The organism is Akkermansia sp. NBRC 115031, from assembly GCF_030268505.1.
Taxonomy (GTDB): domain Bacteria; phylum Verrucomicrobiota; class Verrucomicrobiia; order Verrucomicrobiales; family Akkermansiaceae; genus Akkermansia; species Akkermansia massiliensis.
In genome coordinates this window covers 1-22826 of record NZ_BSQU01000004.1, presented here as the reverse complement: position 1 = coordinate 22826, position 22826 = coordinate 1, and the positions used below count along the sequence as shown (strand labels likewise).

Sequence of the window (22826 nt, the reverse complement as noted above, 5' to 3'; positions counted from 1 at the left end):
GGCAGTCAATCATGAGCGACACACCTGACATGTCAGAGGACGGGAACAAACAGAACCTGTTTGACTTCGACCGGAGCAAGGGGAACTTCTCCTTCCCGGAACGCCATAAATTCAACGCCGGCTACGGCCTGACGGAGGCCACCATCGACTACATCTGCGACGTCAAGGACGATCCGGAATGGGTGCGCCAGTTCCGCAAAAATGCGCTTGCCGTCTTTGAAAGCAAGCCCATGCCCACCCACTGGGCGTCCCCGGACATTGAAAAAATAGACTTCTCCCAGATCCGCTACTATCTTTCCGACGGCGAACGGCCCAAGCGAAGCTGGGACGACGTGCCGGAAGACGTAAAGCGCACCTTTGAACGCCTGGGCGTCCCTGAACAGGAACGCCAGTTCCTGGCGGGCGTGGAAGCCCAGTATGACTCCGAGTCCGCCTACTCCAACATGAAGGAGGAACTCCGCAGCCAGGGCGTCATCTTCGTCAACTCCACGGAAGGCCTGAAATACCATGAAGACGTCTTCCGCCCCTGGTTCGGCAAAGTCATCCCCACGGGAGACAACAAATTCTCCGCCCTGAACAGCGCGGTATTTTCCGGCGGTTCCTTCATTTACGTGCCCAAGGGCGTGAAGCTCAAGCACCCGCTCCAGGCGTACTTCCGCATCAATTCGGAAAACTTCGGGCAGTTTGAACGCACCCTCATCATTGCAGATGAAGGGGCGGAGCTCATGTACATGGAAGGGTGCACGGCCCCCCAGTTTGAAACCACCACCCTCCACTCCGCCGTCGTGGAGCTGGTGGCCCTCAAAGGAGCGAAAATCCAGTACGTCACTGTGCAGAACTGGTCCTCCAACGTCTTCAACATGGTCACCAAGCGCGGACTGGCCATGGAAGACGCGGAAATCCGCTGGATAGACTGCAACATAGGCTCCGGACTCACCATGAAATACCCGGCTGTGGTGCTCAAGGGCAGGCGTGCACGCGGGGAAGTCATCTCCATCGCCCTGGCGAATACGGGCCAGCACCAGGACACGGGTGCCAAAATGATCCACGCGGCAGACGACACCACGTCCAACATCGTTTCCAAATCCATCAGCATCGGTGAAGGGCGCGCCAGCTACCGGGGCCAGGTGGTCATGGGCAAAGGCCTCAAGGGCTGCAAGAACAACACGGAATGCGACGCCCTCCTGCTGGCGGCCAACAGCCGCACGGACACCTACCCCGCCATCACGGTGAAGGGGGACAGGAACACGGTGCAGCATGAAGCTTCCGTCTCCCAGGTCTCTGAAGAAATGCTCTTTTACATGCAGCAGCGGGGCATCCCGAAGGCGGCGGCCATGTCCCTGGCCGTCAACGGATTCATTAACGACCTCGTTCAGGAATTCCCCATGGAATATTCCGTGGAACTGCGCAGGCTCATTGACCTGGAAATGGAAGACAGCATCGGATAAGGAGGGAAATGATGAACCACTTGCTCAACGAAGAACAATTCCCCGCAGGCTTCCTTCCCGCATGGTTTGAAGCCAGGCACCGCCAGGCCCTGGAACAGGCGGGCCAGCTTCCGGAACCCTCCCGCCGCATGGAATCCTGGCGTTTCGGAACTCCCGGCAACGAATCCCTGGAAAACTTTGAAGCCGCCCCTCCCGTGGCACCGGAAGCCCTGGCCTCCATCATCAGGGAGCATGCCTCCATGCCAGACGCCATCCGCATCGTTTACGCCAACGGCCTCCCCGTCTCCATCCCGGAAGAACTGCCGGAAGGCCTCGCCGTGATGGATCTGGAAGACTTTGTGCTCCAATACCCGGACGCGGCCCGGAAACACCTGGAAACAGCGCCGGAAACGCTCGGTTCCGAAAAACTGGCCGCCCTGAACACGGCTCTCCAGCACAACGGTCTGGTCATCATGGCGGACCGGGAAATCTCCTGCCCCCTGGAAATCTTCCACTTCATCTCCGGGGACAACGTGGCCGTCTTCCCCGCCACGCTGGTCATTGCGGAGACCGGAAGCCGCCTGCACATCCTGGAACGCCACGTCAGCGCGGACCACGGCAGCCAATTCTGCGGAGCGCTCCAGCAGCACCATCTTTCCTCCGCTTCCTCCGTCAAATACGCTTTGGTCCAGGAGCTCAACAGCCGTTCCCGGGCCGTGGAGCTCTGCCACATTATGGCGGACGATTCCGCGGAAATGGAGCACCTCGTCAGCCATCCCGGCGCGGCATGGGCCAGGCAGGAGACGGTCTGCCTCCTGAACGGAGACAGCGCCAACGTACGCCTGCTTTCCGCCAGCCACCTGAAGGAAAACAAGGAGCTGGACCAGAGAACCTACCAAAAGCACCTCTATCGCGGAGCCTCCAGCAACCTGCTTTACGTCAATGTGCTGGATGACGAGGCCAGCAGCATTTTCAGCGGCATGATCCTGGTGGCGGAAGGTGCTCACGATACCAGCGCCTACCAGAGCAACCGCAACCTCATCCTCAGCCCCCGGGCGGAAGCAAACTCCATTCCCGGCCTGGAAATCCTGGCGGACAGGGTGCAGTGCTCGCACGGTTCCGCCACCTCCTCCATCTCTCCGGAAGAAATCTTCTACCTGCTTTCACGCGGCATTCCGGAGCACACGGCGCGCAGGATGATCGCCCAGGGCTTTCTGAAACATGCGCTGGACCAATTCAGTGATGAAACCCTCCGCGCCGCTGTAGAGGAAATCGTCCTCTCCTGAACCGTTCTTCATCCGGGGGAAACCGTGTCCCTTTCCTTTTCCTTCGCCTGCGGAGGGAAAACGGAGAAAAATGCGGCTTGCCCTTTCCTCCTCCTTTCGCTTCCTTGATAAAAGCCTCCGGAATGAAGCACGGTTTTAATTGCCGGGAGGCATTCTCCCGGAGAAACGGTCCCGCGATTGACAGGGACCATCTTCATTCATAATGGAAAAACCAGCGGATTGCGAATCCGGCCAAAAGAACGGCGGTTGATGCAAACCTGAAATCTTTTGCAAGGCAGAATTTTATCAGGAATCCACACCTTCAAATTAAAGAAAAATTTCTTTTCCAACAACCGGTCTTTTCTATTAACTAATTCGGTTTCAGAAAAACATGTTGACTTCGAATTCGCAATCCGTAATCTCTGGCAAGATACTCAATTTTCAAAAGGTCATCACATGATTTCCATCGCCATCATTATCCCCGCCTACAATGAAGAATTGACCATTCGGGAAGTGATGCAGGATTTTCATTCCCACTGCCCGGAAGCGGCCATTTATGTAGTTGATAATAATTCTTCCGATAAAACTGCGGAAATAGCCAGGAAAACTTATGAAGAATTAGGCTGTTCCGGCACGCTGCTTCAAGAAAAACGGAAGGGTAAGGCCATGGCCATTAAAAAGGCGTTCCGGGAAATAGATGCGGACGTTTACGTAATGGTGGATGCAGACCTGACCTATCCCGCCGCCGACCTCCCCCGCCTGCTGGAACCGGTTCTCCAGGGAGATGCGGACATGGTATGCGGAGACCGCCATGACGCCGGCATTTACAGCCGGGAAAACAAGCGCCCCATGCATAATACGGGAAACAAGGCCGTCCGCATGCTCATCAACAAACTGTTCCAGGGCAACCTGCATGACATCCTGACGGGCTACCGCGTCTTTTCCAAGCGGTTCGTCAAAAACTTCCCCATTCTCTCCACGGGCTTTGAACTGGAAACGGAAATCAGCATCCACGCCCTGGACAACGGCTATTCCGTCGTGGAAATCCCCACTAATTACATGGACCGCCCGGAAGGCTCCGTATCCAAGCTCTCTACCGTATCTGACGGGGTGAAGGTCATCAAAACCATCTTCGCCGTCCTGATGAACCACCGCCCCCTGTTCTTCTTCTCCATCATCAGCGCGGTTCTGCTCATCCTCGCCATTCTGGCCGGCATCCCTGCCGTTCTGGACTACTTCCGGTACGACTATGTCTTCCACCTTCCGCTGGCCGTCCTGTCCATGGGCCTTTTCACCGTATCGGCCCTCGCGCTGACCATCGCCTTCATACTTCACGGCCTCCGGTCCGCCCAGCGGTACGACCATGTCCTCTCCCTCATGCATTGGGAGGAACGCAATCTTAAGCATGAAAAACACTGACTCCCTCTCCCGGCGCTCTTTCTGGCTCTGCTGCCTCCTCTGGGCCGTCCTCGTTGGGGCCTGCTTTGCCCCGGCCATCTTCGGGGGCAAAGTGCTGGCGCCCATGGACATCATGGACTGCCTCATCTCCCCGTATGCCACGCAGCCCATGGAAAACGTCCACAACCACTTTACCGTGGACGCCATCTCCCAATACCTGCCCTACAACTACTCCGTAGCGCAAAGCTTCCGGCAGGACGGTTACATGGGCTGGAATCCGTACACCCACAACGGAACGGCCATTGCGGAAAACACGATGCTGTGCCCCGGTGACTGGCACCACGTCCTCTACTTCTTCCTGCCCTTCTGGACGGCCTGGGACACGGGCATCATCCTGCAATTCTTCCTTGCGGGTCTGGGCATGATCGTCTTCCTGCGGAGCCGCCAGGTTCCGGCTCCCTACTGCCTGCTGGGGGCGATAGGCTACGGCTTCTACTCCCAATTCGTCCTGTGGATTTACCACCGGTGGGTGCTGGGAACCATGTGCTGGGCCCCGTGGATATTATGGGCGCTGATGCGCAACAGGGAAAAAAGAATCATCGACCTTCCTTCCATCCTCTTCATCGCCCTCGGGTTCCGGGGCGGCCACCTTCAGGCGTGCCTGTTCATCGTACTGCTCACGGGGTGCGTTTGGCTGGCGGACTGGTGGACGTCCCCCTCACGCTGGAAGTTTAAAACCCTCTGGCGCGTCTCCCTGCCCTACCTGGTGTCCGGCATCGCCGGGGGCCTTCTCTCCATAGACGTGCTGGCCCAGACCATTCCACCCCTGATGGAAGGTTGCAGGCCCATTCCCTTCCTGACCGGAATCACTCATCTTCCCTCCCTGGTCACCGTCCTGTTCCCCACGCTCCTGGGCGTTCCGGAAACGATTGACCTGTTCAAACTCATGGGCCAGGACCTGTTTGACCTGAAATTCACCGGAGGCGTCATCTTCGTCCTTGCCGTGCTGGGCCTCTTTAACAGAAAAGCCCCCCTGACGGCAAAATTCCTGATGGTCATCAGCCTGATTCTGGCCTTCACCCCCCTCATCACCTATTTTTATTCCCGTTCCACCACGGTCTATGCCCTGGGTGCCTCCTGGCTGGCCGCGTGGCAGCTCCATGCCTTTACTCAGGAACCCGCAAGAACGGTCTGGAAGAAAATCTTCATCGCGCTGGGCATCCTGACGCTGGGATGGCTTCTGTGCTCCATCCTGATTCAAATCTTCCACCAGGACATTCTCTCCACCCTCCAGAGAAACCTTGTTTCCCGCCTCTCACCCGCTGAAACGGGCAGGGAAGCCTGGTACATGCTGAGGACGGAACGCCTGCTGGAACAAACGTGCATCTGGTATCCCCGCACGCTGGCCCTGCTTGCACTGCTGTGGGGAGGCCTGTGGGCCGCCTCCCGCATCCATGTCCGCGCACGGCACAAGCTGCTGCTGGCCTCCGCGGTCATTCTGTGCTCCCTGGGGGAACAGCTTCTCGTTCAGGCCACCTGGGTCCACTATGCGGACAAGCCCGAATCCGCAGGCCTGTACAGGGAACCCGAATGGCTGCCGCACCTGAAACAGCAGGTGGGGGACGGTTCCGTCCTGTGCTACACTTCACACAGGGACAAGGACTATTTCCACGACAACCACCTTTCCAGCTTCGGCATCAAACAGGCGGAAGGCTATGAAACCGTCAGGCCCAAACGTCTCCATGCCCTTCAGGACATCCTGACCCATCCGGAAGCCGCCGCCAAGGCAGGCATTTCCCACCTTCTCGTTAACCCGCGCCAGCAGCTCCCGGAAACCAAAGGCTGGAACCTGGTGGAAAACACTTCCCGGTACGTCCTCTTTGCCAACCCGCATTACAGGGGCAGATACTTTGCAAACGGCCCTGCTACGGAAGAAAGCGCCGTCGTGCACCCCAACTGGCTCACGTACAATAAAATGGACTTCACCGTCCCGCCGGGGGCCTCCTCACTGGATATTCTGGAAAGCTATTCCGAAGGCTGGACGGCACGCATCAACGGAGGGGTGCCCGTTCCCGTGGAATGCTCGGAAAACTACGGCATCATCGTTCCCCTTCCCGTTTCCGACACGCCCGCGCATGTCCTCCTCCAATACAGGGACCACCGCCAGAACACCTATTACTGCATCATCCTCGCCACCCTTCTCCTGATTTGTGCCGCCTGTCTCTGGCGGCATGTAAAAAAACGGCCTTCCTCTCCCCATTAAGATAGACCTCTCTCCCGTCCTGCTGGGTAAAAAATCCGCCCTGAAAGACAGGAAACCCGTGGTTTGGGCGGGAGGCGGCTACGGCGGCCAGGTGGCCGTGCGCTTTGACGCAAAGAAAGTCATCCGCCTCAACCTGTTCCCTGGCAAAAAACCCGGCAACCGGGAAGTGTACGACATCGTAAAAGACCCCGCGGAGAAAAACGACATCGCCGCGGAAAACCGTGACCTTATTGACAGGGCCATCGCCATCCTGGACAAGGAATACAAGCCCGCGCCCGGATTCCAGGCCCTGCGCTACAAGGCCCCGGAACAGCCGGCCAAATAAGGAAAAAGGGAAGGATTCCCCACGATACGTAACCCCCGGCATTCTGCCCTTGACGTGAACCGCGCCGGGGGTAGTCTTTGACGCATGAGTCTGACCTCTTCCCTCCTCTCCAGGGTGCTCCAGGACGGTTCCTGCACCAGAGAAGAACTGATAGCCCTCAGCCGGGAACCGCTGGAGGAGCTGTGCCAGGCGGCCAACGCCATCCGGGAGCACTTCTGCGGAAACGTCTTCGACCTCTGCACCATCATCAACGGGCGCAGCGGCAAATGTTCGGAAAACTGCAAGTACTGCGCCCAGTCCGCCCATTACTCCACCGCGGTGGAGGAATACCCCCTCTTAAGTGATGAAGCCCTGCTGGCGGGCGCCAGGTACAATGACGAACGGGGCATCCTGCGCTATTCCATCGTCACCTCCGGCAAGAGGCTGACGGATGCGGACGTGGACCGGCTCTGCGCCAGCTACAGGCACATCGCCGAACGCTGCGGCATCTCCCTCTGCGCCTCCCACGGCCTCATCTCCAAAAAGCACTGCGAACAATTGAAGGCCGCGGGCGTCTCCCGTTACCACAACAACCTGGAAACCTCCCGCCGCAACTTCCCGAATGTCTGCACCACGCACACGTACGACGACAAGCTGCAAACCATCAAGTGGGCTATGGAAGCCGGGCTGGAAGTGTGCAGCGGCGGCATCATGGGGCTGGGGGAAACCCTGGAGGACCGGATAGATATGTACATGGACATCGCCGCACTGGGCATCAAGTCCGCGCCCATCAACTTCCTGACGCCCATCCCCGGTACGCCGTACGCGAACATGACCCCGCTTGGGGAGGAAGACCAGCTCCGCATCGTGGCGCTGGTGCGCTTCATCATGCCGGATGGCTTCGTCCGCATCGCCGCCGGAAGGAACACCATGAAGGACCACGGCAGGAAAATCTTCATGTCCGGGGCGAATGCCGCCATCTCCGGGGACATGCTCACCACCTCCGGCGTCACCATCCGGGAAGACCTGGCCATGCTGGCGGAGCTGGGCTATGAAGTCCGCATGAAATAAGGACTGTCCCGTTTTCCCGCTCCTTTCCCCATGAATCACTCCGACTGGTCAAAAAAAGATCTGGAATACATCTGGCATCCCTGTTCCCAGATGAAAGACTATGAAACGCTGCCCCCCATCGTGATCGAACGCGGGCAGGGAATCCACCTGTACGACGTGGACGGGAAGCGCTATCTGGACGTGGTCAGCTCCTGGTGGTGCAACCTGCTCGGGCACTCCCACCCTAAAATCAACCAGGCCATCAAGAACCAGCTTGATTCCCTGGAGCACGTCATCTTCGCCAACTTCTCGCACAAGCCGGCCATCACCCTGTGCGAGGAGCTGATGAAAAAAATCCCGCAGGGACTCTGCAAGTTCAATTTTTCCGACAACGGTTCGGCGTCCATCGAATCCGCCATGAAAATGAGTTTCCAGTACCACTACCAGACCGGAAACCGCCAGAAAGTGCGCTTCATGTCCCTGAGTGACGGCTATCACGGAGAAACCCTGGGAGCCCTCTCCGCAGGCGGCCTGGACCTTTACTCGGAACTCTACAAGCCCCTGCTGCTGGACATCGTGCGTATACCCGCTCCGGACTGCTACCGCTGCCCCAGGGGAAAAAAACGCGGTTGCTGCCAGGCGGAATGCATTGACGCGGCGCAGGAGGCCTTTGCACGCCATGGGGATGAATGCGCCGCCCTGCTGGTGGAACCCCTGCTCCAGGGTTCCGCAGGCATGCGGATGTATCCCCCCGCCTACCTGGCGAAGCTGCGCGCCCTGTGCGACGCCTATAACGTGCACCTCATTGCGGATGAAATCGCCACCGGCTTCGGCCGCACGGGCAGCATGTTCGCCTGCGACCAGGCCGGCATCTCCCCGGATATCATGTGCGTCTCCAAGGGGCTCACGGGCGGCTACATGCCCATGTCCATCACCATCACCACGCAGAAGATTTACGATGCCTTTTATGCGGACTACCGGGAAGGAAAGGCCTTCATGCACAGCCATACCTACTCCGGCAACCCCCTGGGCTGTTCCGCCGCCCTGGCGGTGCTGAAGATTCTGGACGAGGAACAAATTATTTCCCGGGCGCAGGAAAAGGCCCCCCTCTTCCACCGGATGATCGCCGATGCGCTGGGGAACCATCCGCACGTGGGGGAAATCCGCAGCCTGGGCCTGGTGAACGCCATTGAACTGGTGGAGGACAGGGAAACCAAGAAGAGCTTCCCGTCCGAACGGCGGCTGGGATACCAGATTTACAAGGAAGCGCTTAAACAGGGTCTGCTGCTTCGGCCGCTGGGAGACGTCCTGTACTTCAACCCGCCCCTCATCATTTCCCCGGAGGAAATGGAGGAGGCCGTAGCCGTCTGCTCCGCCTGCGTCCGCAAGGTGCTGGGGTAAACATTTTTCCTCCGTAACAATATGTGCTGTTCTTTTTTTGAAGAAAAGCTGCAACTTTTCTTCAGGGGAGGGGTTTGTAAAAATACCCTGTAACCTCATACCGTCATGATACACTTCACCCCGCTCCGCAAACGTCCGGCGCTTTCCGCGCTGATGCTTCTCATCCTGGGCTCCGGTTTCTGCCAGGCTCAGGAAATGCTTACCGATTCCGCAAGGAAGGAAGCCACCGAGTGGCTTAAGGAAGTCAAATCCGGCTACCTGAACACCAGCTCCGCCCGTATCCAGAAGGCTGTGACCGCCCTCACCGCGGCCACCAGCACGGAAAACGCCGCCATGAAACTTTATGTAGACGCCATGAAAGACCGCTTTCTGAACCCGACCAGCATGATGTCCCGCATGCTGAACCGGGGCGGAGGGGGAGGATTCCGGATGATGCGCATGCCGGGCTCCGGAGGAAGAGGAGGCAGCAACGGCAACAGCAGCAAGCCGGACAGCCCCAGCACCGCCTTTTCCAACTGGCGCAAGCAGAATACGGGGAACAACGTGGCCCCAGGCTTCAAAAAAGCCCTTCAAATCCAGTGCAAATGGATGCTGCTGTGCCTGAGAAAGGCGGATGCCGAGAAGAACGAGCGCGAACTCAACGTTTCCTCCAGCGTCTTGTCCATGCTGGATGAAGTGGCCGCCAACGCCAAGGATGTGGGCGAACAGCTCCCCATGGTGGGCGGAGCCAGTGAAGTAATCCGCTCCTACCTGAACATCAGCGACTACCGTTCGGATACCCTGCCGGACAACCTGATGGACCTCAACACCATCTTCGACCGCGTGCTGCTGGCTCCCTACAAGGAAAAAAAGGATGTGGAAAACTTCCGGAAACTCTGGAATAAACGCATCGGACTGGAAGCGACCCTGCTGCAAAATAATTCCGCCAGCGACAAAAAAACGGCGGAAGTGGAAAAAGCCAGCTTCCTGGTCAAAAGACAGTGGGAACGAGAAAAGGCATGCTTTGAGCTCGGCGACCAGGTGGCCGCCCTTGAAAAAATGAAAAGCCTGATTTCCGGCATCAAGGATCCCGCTGAAAAACAGCGCGCCATCCGCGACCTGGAATTCCTGCTTCTTACCCCGGCGGAACAGGCAAAACTCCGTGAAGAGCGCACAAACAGGCGCATGCCCGGCGGCGGCCCGCGCTTTTAACAACCGTCGACAGCTCCAATTCCCCTTTCATCCCCCGGTGCGCAGCGTGCATCGGGGGATTTTACTTTCCGGCGCGGCGCATCACCGGGACGGAGGCAGTTCCTGCTTCCCGGGCTGGAACCATGTCTTGCGCAGGCGGTAAATGCGCACGCCCTCAATATTCTCATCCAGATGCCAGGCCGTGCGTACGCCGTGCCGCTCCCATATATGGCGGCTGAGCATCCCCATGAACTTGCTGTCCATGTCGGAAACGTCCCCCTGCGGAGTCAGGCAGACAATATATACGTTATCCCTGCACAGGTTCAGGGAGGACTGCCCCTCCCAACCCATCTCCTTCAGCTTCCGCTGCACGGGCTTCAACGGAAAATTCCAGCCGCCCAGCGTCACGACATTCTTCCGGGAACAGCTCCATGCCTTGCGGAAAACGGACTGTCCCGGAGCCAGGTCGTCAATGGTGCCGCCGGACATCTGGACGCAGAACAGGGAATCCGGTTCACGGTCCACCCGTTCGCACAGCAGGCGGCCGGCATCCGGGGAAAAAGACTCCAGATTGGCCTCCCACACGGCGGCGCACGCCTGTGACAAAGAAACGGCGAACGCGCAGAACATGGGCACGCCGCCTGTCAGGGCGCCCTTTCCGGTCCATTTGAAACGAATGGGGCGGTATTTATCCGACCACAGCAGGCACAGCCCGGCAATCAGGAACGTGGGATACACCACGCGGAAATACAGGCGGTCTATGCTGGACATGTACAGCAGAATCAGCACCAGCAGGGCGCCCACGCAGAATACCAGAGCCGGGGAATCCCCCCGCCGGAAAGACACGCGGCAGGCCAGGCCGAATAAAATCCAGCACGGCAGAAGGTCCATGACGGAATCCCAGGAAAACAGATGAAGGGCCTTCTCCCCGCGGACCCAGGCCCTGGGCCAGAACTCGCCCCCGTCCCGCGCTAGCAGAAGCCTTTCCAGATAATCCGTGTTGAAAGCGTCCATATCGCAATTGGTGAACATCCGGACCATCTTGATATCGTTGGCGAACACGCCGTACTCCTCGCACTGGTAGGCGCCCTCCGGCCTGATGGGGCATGTGTCCGAAAGGAGGGCGCGGGCCTGGTTCCACGCCGCCACGTCACAGCCCTCCAGCACATTCCGGTGGGCGTGCTTGTTATACTCATTCAGACCGAAGGAGACTGCCAGTACGCCGGCCAGGGCCAGCCAGAGACGGCCGCGGGCACGCATCTTTTCCCGGGACGGTTTAAACCCGTCCAAACTGCCAGCCAGCAGGATGGCCCCCCAGAAAGCATCGCACACCAGGGCGGCGTCCAGCCGGATCATGCTGCCCAGCACGCACAGGAATCCCCCCGTGCACAGTCCCTTCCAGGAGGAGGAACCGTACTTCAGGCATACCAGCACTCCGGTGAACCCCGTCAGGAAGGCGGCATGGCTGAATTGCAGGGCGGCATAAAAGCCCGGCATGATTAAAAGCCACACCAGCAGCAGGACCAGCGTATTGAAATCATATCTGCGCGCCTTGCGGGCGTGCGCCGTCAGCATCGTGAAAATGGCCGCTCCGCTGGACAGCGTGGCAAGCGCCAGGAACACGGGCCAGACGGACAGGCCGCCCAGAACGGGAGCCGCTTTCAGCAGCAGCCCGGTCAGCAGGGGATTGACGAAAATGACGTGAGCGTCCGCGTAGGAGGGGTCGCCCCAGCCGTCAAGCACGGACGCAATCACCAGATCGTCATTGGATTGGTACGCCACGCCCACAATGCTCCAGGCCAAAACCAGCAACAGCAGGTTGAACCATACGGGATGGAGCAGCGGAAAAAGCGATACCCATCTCCAAACCTGTTTCAACATAAGCAAATTCCCTGACTTTGCGGGCTGTTCTCCCTGCCCGGGCCCGCATACTAGAAACGGATAAAATGAAAGTCAAGAGCCTATCCCGGCGCAAAGCCCGGAAGGACCAAAAGGCCATGGCCGCCGCCTCAGCGGTTCAGGCAGATGATAATGCCCGCAATAATCATCAGGTTGCCGCCCACCTTGCGCATGGTAATGGGCTTGCCGAAAAAAATCCGGTCGAAGAAAAGGATGTACACGTATGCGGAGCATTCCAGCACATTCACTGTAATCATCGGCAAATGGGACAGGCAGTAAAACGTGAGCAGGCAGCAGCCCAGGAAAATGGAATACGCCGTCACGGTGGCCGGATTCACGAAATAGGAAAGGCCGGACAGCCGTTCGTTCATGGCGGACTTTTTCAGAATCACCTGCGTGCAGGAGGCCAGGAAAACGGAAAACAGGTTCAGGCCGATGTAGAATTCCTCATTCATGCGCGTCCTCCTCCGTGGAAACAAGAATAATGCCGCTGATAATCAACACCGCCCCTGCCGCCAGCGTCCAGGAAAGGGTCTCCCCCAGGCAGAGCCACGCCAGCAGGATTCCCCAGATGACCACGGCGGAACGGTTGGCATAAGCCACGCCCAGATTGAACTTTTTCAGCATCACCTGCCACCCTGCCGCATAAATGCCCAGCAGGAACAGCACGCCGGCCAGCAGGGCGAACCGGTGCCAGTCCGTCCAGCTATAGGGAGCCGCCATCCGCCCCAGAACGGTATTCAGGGCGTAAACGATGAACAGCAGGTGCAGAATAAGGTAGTTGATCATGAGAGAAAAAAGAGCGGAGGAACTCACTCATACCGGCGCGCCACCACTACGGCGGGCCTGTGCTTGGTCTCCTTGTAAATCTTGGAAATGTAAATGCCGATGACCCCCAGGCTCATCAGAATCAGACCGCCGACCAGCCAGATGGAGGCCACGGAGGAGGCCCAGCCGGGAGGCGCCACATTGTACAAAAGCTGGCGCACAACCACCCAGATGACGTACAGCATGGCAATCAGGGTGACCCCCAGTCCGAAGTAGGAAATGTACACCAGCGGCCTGGCGCTGTAGGAAACCACGGAATTCATCGCCAGCGCCATCTTCTTGCGGAAGGTGTAGGTGGTGGGGGAAGAGGACGCCTTCTTCACCGTGCACGGCACCTGCCGGAAGCCGGCGGAAACGCACAGGCCGAAGAAAAAGGGTTCCCGGTCCTGGAATTTCAACATCTCCCGCAGGAAACGCGCGCTCATCAGCCGCGCCGTGACCATGTTCCTGGTAATCTGCTGGTCGGAAAGCAGGTTGAACAGCGTGTAAAACAACTCTCCGGAAACGGCTTCAAACAGGCCGCCCTTTCTCTTCTCCTGCACGCCGTACACCACGTCCGCCCCGGTGGAGGCCATCTCCCGGGAAAAATCCGCCAGCCATTCGGGGGCTTCCTCCAGATCACTGTCAATCAGGAACACGCGCTCTCCGCGGGCTTCCTCGCAGGCCACGTACATGGCCAGATGGTGGCCGAAATTGCGGGACAAATCCACCACGCGCACCCGGCTGTCCTTTTCCCGTTCCTTCAGGGCCTGTTCCAGCCCTCCCCTGGGGCAGCCGTCATTCACCAGCACCACCTCCGTGCGGGAGGGGTCATAACCCGCCTCAAGCGCGGCGGCAAAACTGCGGGAACAGAACTCCGCCAGATAGCCACCCGTGCAGTACACGGTAGCCACAATGGACAGTTGAACCTGTGGATCAGTCATAACGTTTTTACATACATCAGAACGCGCTTTCTTTCCCCGTTCTTCTCGCACTCCCCGTCCTCTTCCGGGGCATGGGAAAATCCCATGCGTTCATGAAAACGGATGGAAGCAGCGTTATTCTCCAGAATCCGGGCGTACAGCCGTTCCAGCTCCAGCTCTGTTACAGCCAGTTCCATCATCCCGGCATACGCGGCAGAGGCCGGACGCAGTTCCCTGAATCCCCTGTCGTAAAGATAAATGCCTATCTCGCCGCGGCGCGTCTTCCGGTCAAACCAGGGCAGATAAACCAGCCCCAGCGGAACCTGGTCCGCGTAAATCACGCAGGCAATAGCGTCCTCCCCGCGGATATTCCTTTCCAGCCATGCCCGGTGCTGGTCCTCCGTCACCTGGTCCAGCAGAAAAAAAGGGCTGACCGCGTCGGAATTGCGCCATATGCGGAGCTGCATGCGCATGGACTCGTCCACATCGGACACGTTGACCAGGTGAATCTTCATCATTCTTCAAACTCTTCCAGGCCGAACCCGGCCCGCAGCACTTCCCGGCAGCCCTCTTCCCCCAGGTCATAATACAGGGGAAGCCTCAGCAGCGTTTCACTGGTGCGGTCCGTATGCGGCATGGGGCCGGCACAACGCCCAAACCTCACCCCGGCGGGGGAGGAATGCAGGGGGATGTAATGGAACACGGCCTTGATTCCGCATTCCGCCAGTTTGCCAATCAGGCTGGTGCGCTCCTCCAGAGAATTGAGCAGGATGTAATACATGTGCGCGTTGTGCGCGCAGTGTTCCGGAACGCACGGACGCCGCAGGACGCCCTGTTTTTCCAAGGGTTCCAGCGCGCGGTGGTACATATTCCACCACTTCAGTCTTTCCCCGTTGATCTCCTGCCCGTGTTCAAGCTGGGCGTACAAATAGGCGGCTGTCATCTCTCCGGGCAGGTAGGATGAGCCTACGTCCACCCAGGTATACTTGTCTACCTGGCCGCGGAAAAACTTGGCCCGGTTGGTTCCTTTTTCCCGGATAATCTCCGCGCGCTCCATCAGCTCCGGATCATTCACCAGCAGGGCGCCGCCCTCTCCGGAAATGACGTTCTTGGTCTCATGGAAGCTGTAGCACCCCAAATGGCCGATGGAACCGAGTCTGCGCCCCCTGTAACAGGAGCCTACGCCCTGGGCGGCGTCTTCAATCACGTACAAATGGTGCCGCCGGGCAATCTCCATAATCGCATCCATCTCGCACGCCACGCCCGCATAATGAACTACGCAGATGGCGCGGGTGCGGTCCGTGATGGCCGCTTCAATCAGCGTCTCGTCAATATTCTGCGTATCCGGCCTGATGTCTACGAACACCGGAACGCCGCCGCGCAGAACAAACGCGTTCGCCGTGGAGACGAACGTATAGGAAGGCATGATAATCTCGTCCCCCGGGCGGCAATCGATCAGCAGGGCCGCCATTTCCAAAGCCGCGGTTCCGGAATGGACCAGCAGGGCCTTCCCGGCCCCGGTGCGCTCCATGAGCAGCTCATGGCATTTCTTCGTATAATAGCCGTCCCCGCATAAATGGGCACGCTGGATGGCGTCCCGGATGTAATCCAGTTCGGGACCGTGTTTGTGAGGTTGGTTGAAAGGAATCTCCATGGCTCCAGAAAGGACCGGCTCATGACGAACGCCCGGCACGGGCATGCCGGTCCCCGCGGAAAACGCTCCACGCGGCAGCGCCGCCCGCACGCGGAAGACCCTACTATGAACGGAGGGCTGAAAACAAGCCTAGACCTTGATGAAGGTCCGGTTTTTGTACATGTAATACAGCACGCCCCAAATCAGGGCGTAATTGCACAAATAAAAGACAAACCGATCCACATCCCCGAAACACTCGCTGAACCCGGTGAACAGCACCCGGGAGAAATTGCGCGTGGGGGGGCACAGCTCCGCCCACATGTACACGAAAATGGCATTGCTCCCGATCACGGAGAAAAAGAACGTCAGCCAGTTCAGTTTCAGCACATCCGTCAGCAGGTAGAACAGGGCCAGCAGGAAATAGCACCATCCCGCCGCCCACAATACCATGGAGCTGGTGAACAAATGCTTGATGATCGGAAAATCCAGGCTCCAGACATATCCCAAAATCAGGCAGCCCGCACCTGCGCCAAGCAGCCACGCCAGCTTCTTCCCGTGTCCCTGCACCCGTTTCAGAACCTGGCCGCCCAGCAGCCCGAGCATGGTCATGGCCCCAAAACCGAACTGGGCCAGAATCCAGGCGTAATTCGTTCCATCCTGCCAGTCTCCCATCAGGTACTTGTCCAGCAGCAGGGCCAGGTTCCTTCCCGGCTCCAGCATGCCGGCCGGGCATGAACCCACTACGGGGTCGGAAAAAGGAATGAACTTCATGACCAGCCAGTACACAACCAGCAACAGCCCTGTTACCACTACCTGCCACCGGATGGACAGATGAAGAAGGCAAATGGCCGCAATCAAGTAGCCGGAGGCGATGGCCTGGAGCGTATTGCAGTACAGGGACATCTTGGACGGTTCAAAACTCAGCAGGTTCCCCTGCACCACCATCCCCAGCAAAAAAAGCACCACCACCCGCTTGGCCACCTTCAGGTAAATCTTCCACATGGGTACCGTGCCGATGCGCCTGGAAAAGGAAAACGGCATGGCTGTCCCCACAATGAACAGAAAAAGGGGCATCACCAGGTCCCAGGCCGCAAACCCCTCCCAGTTCACGTGCGCGCTGTGCTTCACCAGCCATGCGGGGCTCTGGTCATAAAAAAGATTGATGCCGGCCACGGCCAGCGCCAAGCCTCCGGTCAGAAAAAACATGTCAAACCCTCGCAGGGCGTCAATGGCCGCAATCCTCTGCGGCTTGGTACCGGAAGCTGAACTCATAGTGATATTCCCTATTACGGAGACCTTCCCTTCAACCTTTCCGCATGCTTTCTTTTTCCGCGATCCTGCAAAGAAAAACTGCTGTTTCCATAAAAAAGACGCCCCCCGCGGCAACTCCGTCATGATGATCTTCTCCGTATTTCCTTCCCCGCGTTCCGTGCTATGCTCTTCCCGCAGTATGACCATCGGGGACCTCCAATCCGGCAACCGCGACAGCTTCCGGGACATTGAAATCTACGCCCGCCTGAAAATGGATGAACTGGGCCTCCCGGACTGGAAATTCGGCTGGGACCGCGCCCGCAGGCGGCTGGGCGTGTGCCGCCTTCTGGAAAAAAGCATCTCCATCTCCGTCCACTTTGTCCGCGCCAATCTGGAAGCCCCCCATGAAATCCGTGACACCATCCTGCATGAAATCGCCCACGCCCTGGCCTGGACACGCCACGGAGAGCGCACCCACGGCCCGCGGTGGAAACAAATCTGCCGGGAAATAGGGGCCGTTCCCTGCGCCGCCGCCAAACCGGACGCCATCCGCGTCACCACATACAAGTACCTTCTGCGCCTGAAAACGACGGGAGAGGTTGTGGGAAAGTACCACCGCCGCCCCGCCTTCGCCAAACACCTCAAACGCATGGCTCTGAAAGGGCGCCCCGACACCCTGGGCCAGTTGGAGCTGGCGCCTTATGAAAAAGAATGACCAAGGGTGGCATACAAAATTTCTGATATTGTCGCATTAATATCAAAAGTTTCCTCTCTGCCTGGTTTGACTTTCGATCGGTCCACCACAGCTATTGTAACAATCGCCAAGCCTGGCTTTTAAACTGGTGCGGCATTTGAAGAATATCCAAAACAACGACAGGAATATTTGAAACCTACATACTTGACTAATCATCCTTAAATAGTCATCTGATTCGTCCAAACCGGGCATCTCTCTTTTCATTAAATCCAATAAATAAAAAATGGAAAGAAACTGTGAATTATTATTAAAATTTAATGATATAAATTTCAAAGTATATCATTCAAAAATTGTTCACCTTCAAATAATAAAAAGATGTAAAATAGTCTCATTAGTCAAGTATATAGATTCCTCAAAAACACCGAAACGGCTATACAACCCAGCAAAGCTATCTGCTATAAATCAGCAAAAGCAAACCCTCCGGAAAATGCAACTTTCCGGAGGGTTTGGAAATATTAAAATCTTACGTCTAACCCTGTAACGCTTTTTCAGGACGAACCATACCTATCATTTTGTCAATTCCATAGCTTTACATCGTTGATTCCCTTCTGCTGACCAAGCGTATTCAATATGGAGCAATTTAATTGACATATCTTGAATTTCAAAAGTGAAAAGAACACAATCCGGATCACGTTTCATTCCATTTTCTTCTGGCAACGGAGGCAAGTCGGTGGAATTCAACGTAAATTGATAAATATCCTTCCCTTTTAATTGCAACTGAATCGGCAATATACTCCTATTCGTAAATAATACCAATCGGTCACCATTTCGAATATTTTTCAATTTTCCCTTTCCCTTGATATCTTCCGTATAGATAGTGCTTTTATTATGATAAAAAGAACCAACAGGATTAATAATTTTTTGAAAAAACGAATTATCTCTCTCAAGAGAGATGAAAGCCTTTACAGGTATCTCGTCTTGATTTTTTATGGTTACTTCCAATTGCTCTTTTCCAAATAAATTCATTAAAGAAAAAGGAATTAAAATTAATAAAATAATTAGAATCTTATTTCTTACATTTTTCATTTTCGTCGAATTCATCATTTCCTGGTTGAGATTCTGGAGGATCATAATCACCGCCAATACAATTCCTATAAGCAGTTTTCCATGTTGTATTGCTGTTATTGCCTAAAGGCTTATAGATATAACATTCTTGATTTATTTTTTCCATTTCTTTTTGGATACAACTATAGGCTATTGAACACATTCTTTCACTCACGATAGCTACAGTCTCACAACGATCAGGATTGCTTTCGGCATCATTAAGATCTTCAGTGATACCTACGCTGAGAGGATCCGTTCCATTTGAAATCGAACCACATCCTCCAATGACGTTCCCCCATGAGCCACAACATCCCTTACAATGAGAGCTTTGTCCATTTCCGTTGCCACTACCGCTACTACCGCTACTACCGCTACTACCACCAGCACCGCTACTTTTTCCTCTTCCTGTAGGACCTCCTCTACATCCTCTGGAGGGGCCTGACGAAGAGACAAACCTGATCACGCAATGGGCTCTGCTAAAGACCGCTACAGGCCTGCAACAAATTTGGATTGAACATCCTTCTTGCGGAGGTGTTGGTGCAGGAGGTGTTGGTGCAGGAGGTGTTGGTGCAGGAGGAAAAATAGGAACTTCAACGATTCCAGAAGCACCTCCATTGTAGGGGGGTATTTTACCTAATAAATCCACTTCTATGTTAATTCTATTCCTAATAAATGCATACAAATTCCAACCTCCTTGTTCCTGAATGGGATCCCTGTTGATCCATCTTCCGTCTGTGGGATTGAGGTGGCGGTAATTGTAGTAAACGAGTCCCAGTTCGTCATCCATGTACTCGCAAGAAAAGCGGAACCTACTTTCCTGAGCCATGTTTCTCTCTGCCACAATAAGTCTGCCAAAGGGTGCATACTCATAGCGAGCTCTTCGCGTTTGGTAATCATCAAAGATAGAAGTGACATTTTTCAATGCATCGTGCATGAAGCAAAGATGCTGATCAATGGTTGTTCCACCGTTTTTCCAATTAGTCAACATCAGAACGCGTGTAGCGGTCGGTTCCGTCGGATCCCACAAATAGCTTTTTACCAGCAAAGGTTCAGGATGCATCAAATCCAGCTCGGCTACCTGCAAATAGCCTCGGTACAAGTACCAGCAATGGCTGGATATTGTTCCATTGACGGTGACTTTCTTCTCGAAGCGCCTTCCCTGGTAGTCGTAGCCGCAAGTGATGGCCGTTCGGCCATCCTGGCTGGTGAAGACAACGGGGCGGTCGTTGGCGTCGTAACTGATTTCCCAGATACCTGTCGAGGTCCTGATGCGGGTCTGGTTGCCATCTGCATCGTAAGTGGGAGTGAATGAAACTTCATTCACGGTCATGTTCATGTACTGATTGAGGCTATTGGCCGCATACGAGACTTCCTCTTCCAGTTCCCGAACAGTCTTGCGGTTGCCGATGTTATCGTACCGATAATTGAAGCTCCCACCCTGCCGGATTTGATCTTTGACCAGTTCACTGCGTTTGTTATAGGTAAAATCTCTTATCGTCGCAGGAGTGGCAGCATCCCATGAGTCCCGGCGTTGAGTGGGACGCATCAGCGCGTCGTAGTCGTATTCGTGGCCGGCTGCCAATTCGCCATCCGCGCCATTCCTGTAACCGATGGCGGTTACAAGGTTGAGCCTGGGATGGTAACTATTGCTGCGGACCATGTCGTTGGGGTAGGTGAGATGGTGGAGGAAGCCGGTGGTTTGATCATACTGCCAGGTAAAAGGAGACTCCAGTCCTTCCAGATTCATCCTAATAATCCACCCTGATGGTCATAGTCAAGATGGGAGTGCTGCACGGTACGGGTTCCAAGCATCAGGCGGTAGCCTTCAGAACGTCCCAAGGCATCGTATTGTTCCTGGATGCAGCTTTCCACACCTCCAAAGGAAGTGTCCTGGATCATGCGGCCGTATGAATCGTAGGAAAATTCCCTGATGCCGGAGGCATCGGAGATAGAGACCACTTGACCTAAATGGTTATAAGAATAGAGCCAGGGTATGGTTTGATCGCTGTGAGAAATGGAGACAAGTTCTCCGGTCAATGGCACGTAGCTATAGCTAGCGACGATCCCTCTGGCCTTGGTCAATGTCTCCAGACGGTTGAGATCGTCGTAGGTCTTGGAGACACAGGACCCGTCTGCATAGGTCTTCTTGAGTTCAAGCCCCGTAGCCTCGTCATGGAGCCACGCGGTGGTGTCCCCGTCGGTACGGCCGGAAGGATCGGAAGTGATGTCTCTCTCATCCGCCCGGAAGGTAGTCAACGCCACCATGTGATCGGCTTCGTCGTAGGCGAAACAGGCCGGCTGGATAGAGGTGCCGTACTCGGCCGTCTTTCTGCCGCGGATGTCGTAGGAATAGCAGGTAGTGCCTCCCAGGCCGTCGGTGATGGAAGCCACGGCATTGCAGCAGGGAAGGTAGCTGGTGGTGGTCATGGTGCCGGATGCGTCCGTGATCTTGACAGTACGTCCTGCAAGATCCGTTTCCTCAATAGTAGTGTTGCCGCTGCCGTCGGTTTTTTCCAGAATCATGCCTGTGGAGATATAGAAGCGCTGCTGTGAGGCATGGATGCCGGTGTGATTCGTTTGACTTACCATAAAGCCGTCTACGATGACAGATTCGGCTATAATATCCGAAGTCGGAATCTGGCTGAACCGGGTGCGCCTGGTTGGAACAGTGTACTCCGTCCATTGTACGCTCTGCTGCCCGTAGACGTCTGTGGTGATGGATTTGTTTTCCAGAATTGCACTGAGCCTGGAAATCATATTCTCCGTGGTTTGAGTGAGGGGGCAACCGTCGGCATTGTAGGTAGTGGAAGTGTGCACTTGGTAGATGCCGTCTTCCCGAACCCGGAAGCAGGATGAGGTTTCCGATATCCTGTTTTTTGAAGTATCCTCCGGATGGAGAGTGTCCAATAGAACAGTTCGTCTTATGGCTTGCCCCATTTCACTGTAAGTGGTGACCGTGGGTGCCAAATCTTCCTTTTGGGTGTGTACGAGCAGTCCTTTCTCATTGTAGGCATTCCTGGTTGTTACGAATCCCCCCTTCGTATTGGGTTGTTCCTGCCGGACGGTTTAGCCAAAACCGTTTTCCAGATTGCGTGAGAGAATGGCTCCTTTGGACAAAGTGGTGGTCAGGATGCCTTCTTCTGTCAGCTCCAGCCGGGTCTCCATCTCTCGCTGGCCGGTTCCGCCTTGTAAGATGGCAGTCCCGTCATAGTACCTCTTGGTAGGTAGTGTGGCTCCCGAAGGAGTAGTGATGGTTGTTGTAAGGTAGTCCTCTCTGTATTCCGTTCGTGTCACTCTGCCAAGTATATCCGTAGAGGAAACTACTCGTCCCAGATCGTCGTACTGCGTACCTTCTACCGTGGTCATGGCTCCTATGTCGCGGCGTGTCGAAACCTTTCTTCCCGCCGCATCCCTTGTGTAGGAGGTAATCGTTTCTGGCGTGGTTTCTGTCACCGAGCGGATGGTTTCCACCAGCTGTTTGGCCGAGTTGTAGCCGTAGCTGGTGGTAATGCCGTCTTCGTCGGTTTCCCTCAACGGGCCGCAGCACATCCATTCCGTCGTGCTGGTGCGCCCGTTGCCCTTGGTCGTCTTGATGAGCCTTTGCTCGTCGTCGTACTCGTAGTCCTCCGAGGCAATCAGCGACCAGTCTTTCCCGGTGTGAACGTATTGTTCTTTCCTGGTGGTGGCGCTGTTTTCAGCGATGTACTCTATGTTCCGGGTACTTTGTCCGGGAACGATGCTTCCGTTGGCCTGTACGGTCTCCGTCACCTTGTGGACGGCCCCGTATTCCGCGGCTGCTTCATAGGAATAGACCGTCTGGACGCCATTGACGCCCTGGCTCATCTTCCGCCTGCCCCGGGCGTAGGCATACTCCGCCGCCTCGCCGTAGGTTTCAGAGATACTGATATGTGTGTTTTCCGACCCCAACGCCGTTTCCTTCACCGTGGTGCGGCTGACCTGCGGACTGTCTTCATACGTGTAAGTGCGCTTGAGAAGTTCCGTTTCCGTTCCATCCTCGGCAATGACCACCTCGGTTTCCGTGGCCGGCCTGAAGTCGTTAAAGCGCAGGTCGGCGTAAGTGGTTCGGGTCCCTCTCTCCCCGCCTCCGGTCCAGGGAGCAGCGGAAAGCACGGTTCTGCCCTGGTCATCGTACTCGTAGCGCGTGTACCCTCCATCGGGCTTGATCTCCAGGGACACCCGGAACTGGTCGTTGTAGGTGTAAAGCGTAGTCTGGGCC

19 protein-coding genes and 1 pseudogene are annotated in these 22826 nt (G+C 56.1%); 9 read left to right on the top strand and 11 right to left on the bottom strand.

Annotation, left to right across the window (positions count from 1 at the left end; all coding sequences use genetic code 11):
* Positions 1-11 precede the first annotated feature (11 nt).
* The 8 genes from sufB to QSJ36_RS06375 all read left to right on the top strand — a co-directional run bounded on the left by sufB (position 12) and on the right by QSJ36_RS06375 (position 10299).
* Complete coding sequence (sufB, locus tag QSJ36_RS06410) at positions 12-1448, top strand: Fe-S cluster assembly protein SufB (protein ID WP_022396457.1); 1437 nt, start codon at positions 12-14, stop codon at positions 1446-1448.
* Positions 1449-1456: 8 nt separating this feature from the next.
* Positions 1457-2713 carry a SufD family Fe-S cluster assembly protein gene (locus QSJ36_RS06405; RefSeq protein WP_102728731.1) on the top strand — a complete coding sequence of 419 codons (1257 nt, stop codon included), beginning with the start codon at positions 1457-1459 and terminating at the stop codon, positions 2711-2713.
* Positions 2714-3148: 435 nt separating this feature from the next.
* Positions 3149-4111: a glycosyltransferase family 2 protein gene (locus tag QSJ36_RS06400; protein ID WP_022396455.1), complete on the top strand. Its 963-nt coding sequence runs from the start codon at positions 3149-3151 to the stop codon at positions 4109-4111.
* Positions 4098-6353, top strand: a complete 2256-nt coding sequence (locus tag QSJ36_RS06395; protein ID WP_285467746.1) for a hypothetical protein — start codon at positions 4098-4100, stop codon at positions 6351-6353. Before QSJ36_RS06400 ends, QSJ36_RS06395 begins: the two co-directional genes overlap by 14 nt.
* 58 nt (positions 6354-6411) lie before the next feature.
* Complete coding sequence (locus QSJ36_RS06390; RefSeq protein ID WP_285467745.1) at positions 6412-6678, top strand: hypothetical protein; 267 nt, start codon at positions 6412-6414, stop codon at positions 6676-6678.
* An 84-nt stretch (positions 6679-6762) separates the two neighbouring features.
* Positions 6763-7728 (top strand): biotin synthase BioB, encoded by a 966-nt coding sequence (bioB, locus tag QSJ36_RS06385; protein ID WP_285467744.1) that lies wholly within the window; start codon positions 6763-6765, stop codon positions 7726-7728.
* 30 nt (positions 7729-7758) lie between these two features.
* A complete protein-coding gene (bioA, locus tag QSJ36_RS06380) occupies positions 7759-9108 on the top strand; it encodes an adenosylmethionine--8-amino-7-oxononanoate transaminase (RefSeq protein ID WP_102722633.1) in 1350 nt (449 codons plus the stop codon).
* A gap of 105 nt (positions 9109-9213) precedes the next feature.
* The gene (locus QSJ36_RS06375) at positions 9214-10299 is read left to right on the top strand and encodes a hypothetical protein (RefSeq protein WP_022396450.1); all 1086 of its coding nucleotides are present in this window, start codon (positions 9214-9216) and stop codon (positions 10297-10299) included.
* 81 nt (positions 10300-10380) lie between these two features.
* Here the strand turns inward: QSJ36_RS06375 and QSJ36_RS06370 are convergent, their stop codons facing one another.
* The 7 genes from QSJ36_RS06370 to QSJ36_RS06340 form a co-directional block, all read right to left on the bottom strand.
* Positions 10381-12159, bottom strand: a complete 1779-nt coding sequence (locus tag QSJ36_RS06370; RefSeq protein ID WP_253231965.1) for a hypothetical protein — start codon at positions 12157-12159, stop codon at positions 10381-10383.
* Positions 12160-12287: 128 nt separating this feature from the next.
* Positions 12288-12632: a hypothetical protein gene (locus tag QSJ36_RS06365; RefSeq protein ID WP_022396448.1), complete on the bottom strand. Its 345-nt coding sequence runs from the start codon at positions 12630-12632 to the stop codon at positions 12288-12290.
* Entirely contained in the window at positions 12625-12966 is a 342-nt protein-coding gene (locus QSJ36_RS06360; RefSeq protein ID WP_022396447.1) for an EamA family transporter, read from the bottom strand. Before QSJ36_RS06360 ends, QSJ36_RS06365 begins: the two co-directional genes overlap by 8 nt.
* 23 nt (positions 12967-12989) lie before the next feature.
* Positions 12990-13928 (bottom strand): glycosyltransferase family 2 protein, encoded by a 939-nt coding sequence (locus QSJ36_RS06355; protein WP_022396446.1) that lies wholly within the window; start codon positions 13926-13928, stop codon positions 12990-12992.
* The gene (locus tag QSJ36_RS06350; protein WP_285467741.1) at positions 13925-14425 is read right to left on the bottom strand and encodes a GNAT family N-acetyltransferase; all 501 of its coding nucleotides are present in this window, start codon (positions 14423-14425) and stop codon (positions 13925-13927) included. The genes QSJ36_RS06355 and QSJ36_RS06350 overlap by 4 nt, the downstream gene beginning before the upstream one ends.
* Positions 14422-15561: a dTDP-4-amino-4,6-dideoxygalactose transaminase gene (rffA, locus tag QSJ36_RS06345; RefSeq protein ID WP_102722629.1), complete on the bottom strand. Its 1140-nt coding sequence runs from the start codon at positions 15559-15561 to the stop codon at positions 14422-14424. The genes QSJ36_RS06350 and rffA overlap by 4 nt, the downstream gene beginning before the upstream one ends.
* A 129-nt stretch (positions 15562-15690) precedes the next feature.
* Positions 15691-16812, bottom strand: coding sequence for a DUF5009 domain-containing protein (locus QSJ36_RS06340; RefSeq protein WP_285467739.1), 1122 nt, complete (start codon positions 16810-16812; stop codon positions 15691-15693).
* Between the two features lie 121 nt (positions 16813-16933).
* On the opposite strand from QSJ36_RS06340, the gene QSJ36_RS06335 reads away from it, so the two are divergent.
* On the top strand, positions 16934-17506 hold the full coding sequence (locus QSJ36_RS06335) for a SprT-like domain-containing protein (protein ID WP_285467738.1): 573 nt from the start codon (positions 16934-16936) through the stop codon (positions 17504-17506).
* Positions 17507-18052: 546 nt separating this feature from the next.
* Here the strand turns inward: QSJ36_RS06335 and QSJ36_RS06330 are convergent.
* The 4 genes and pseudogenes from QSJ36_RS06330 to QSJ36_RS06315 form a co-directional block, all read right to left on the bottom strand.
* Positions 18053-18571: a hypothetical protein gene (locus QSJ36_RS06330; RefSeq protein ID WP_146018222.1), complete on the bottom strand. Its 519-nt coding sequence runs from the start codon at positions 18569-18571 to the stop codon at positions 18053-18055.
* Positions 18552-20336 carry an RHS repeat-associated core domain-containing protein gene (locus QSJ36_RS06325; protein ID WP_285467736.1) on the bottom strand — a complete coding sequence of 595 codons (1785 nt, stop codon included), beginning with the start codon at positions 20334-20336 and terminating at the stop codon, positions 18552-18554. Before QSJ36_RS06325 ends, QSJ36_RS06330 begins: the two co-directional genes overlap by 20 nt.
* A complete protein-coding gene (locus tag QSJ36_RS06320; RefSeq protein ID WP_285467735.1) occupies positions 20333-21556 on the bottom strand; it encodes a hypothetical protein in 1224 nt (407 codons plus the stop codon). Before QSJ36_RS06320 ends, QSJ36_RS06325 begins: the two co-directional genes overlap by 4 nt.
* A 99-nt stretch (positions 21557-21655) precedes the next feature.
* A pseudogene (locus tag QSJ36_RS06315) lies at positions 21656-22826 on the bottom strand (sugar-binding protein); the annotation flags it as partial.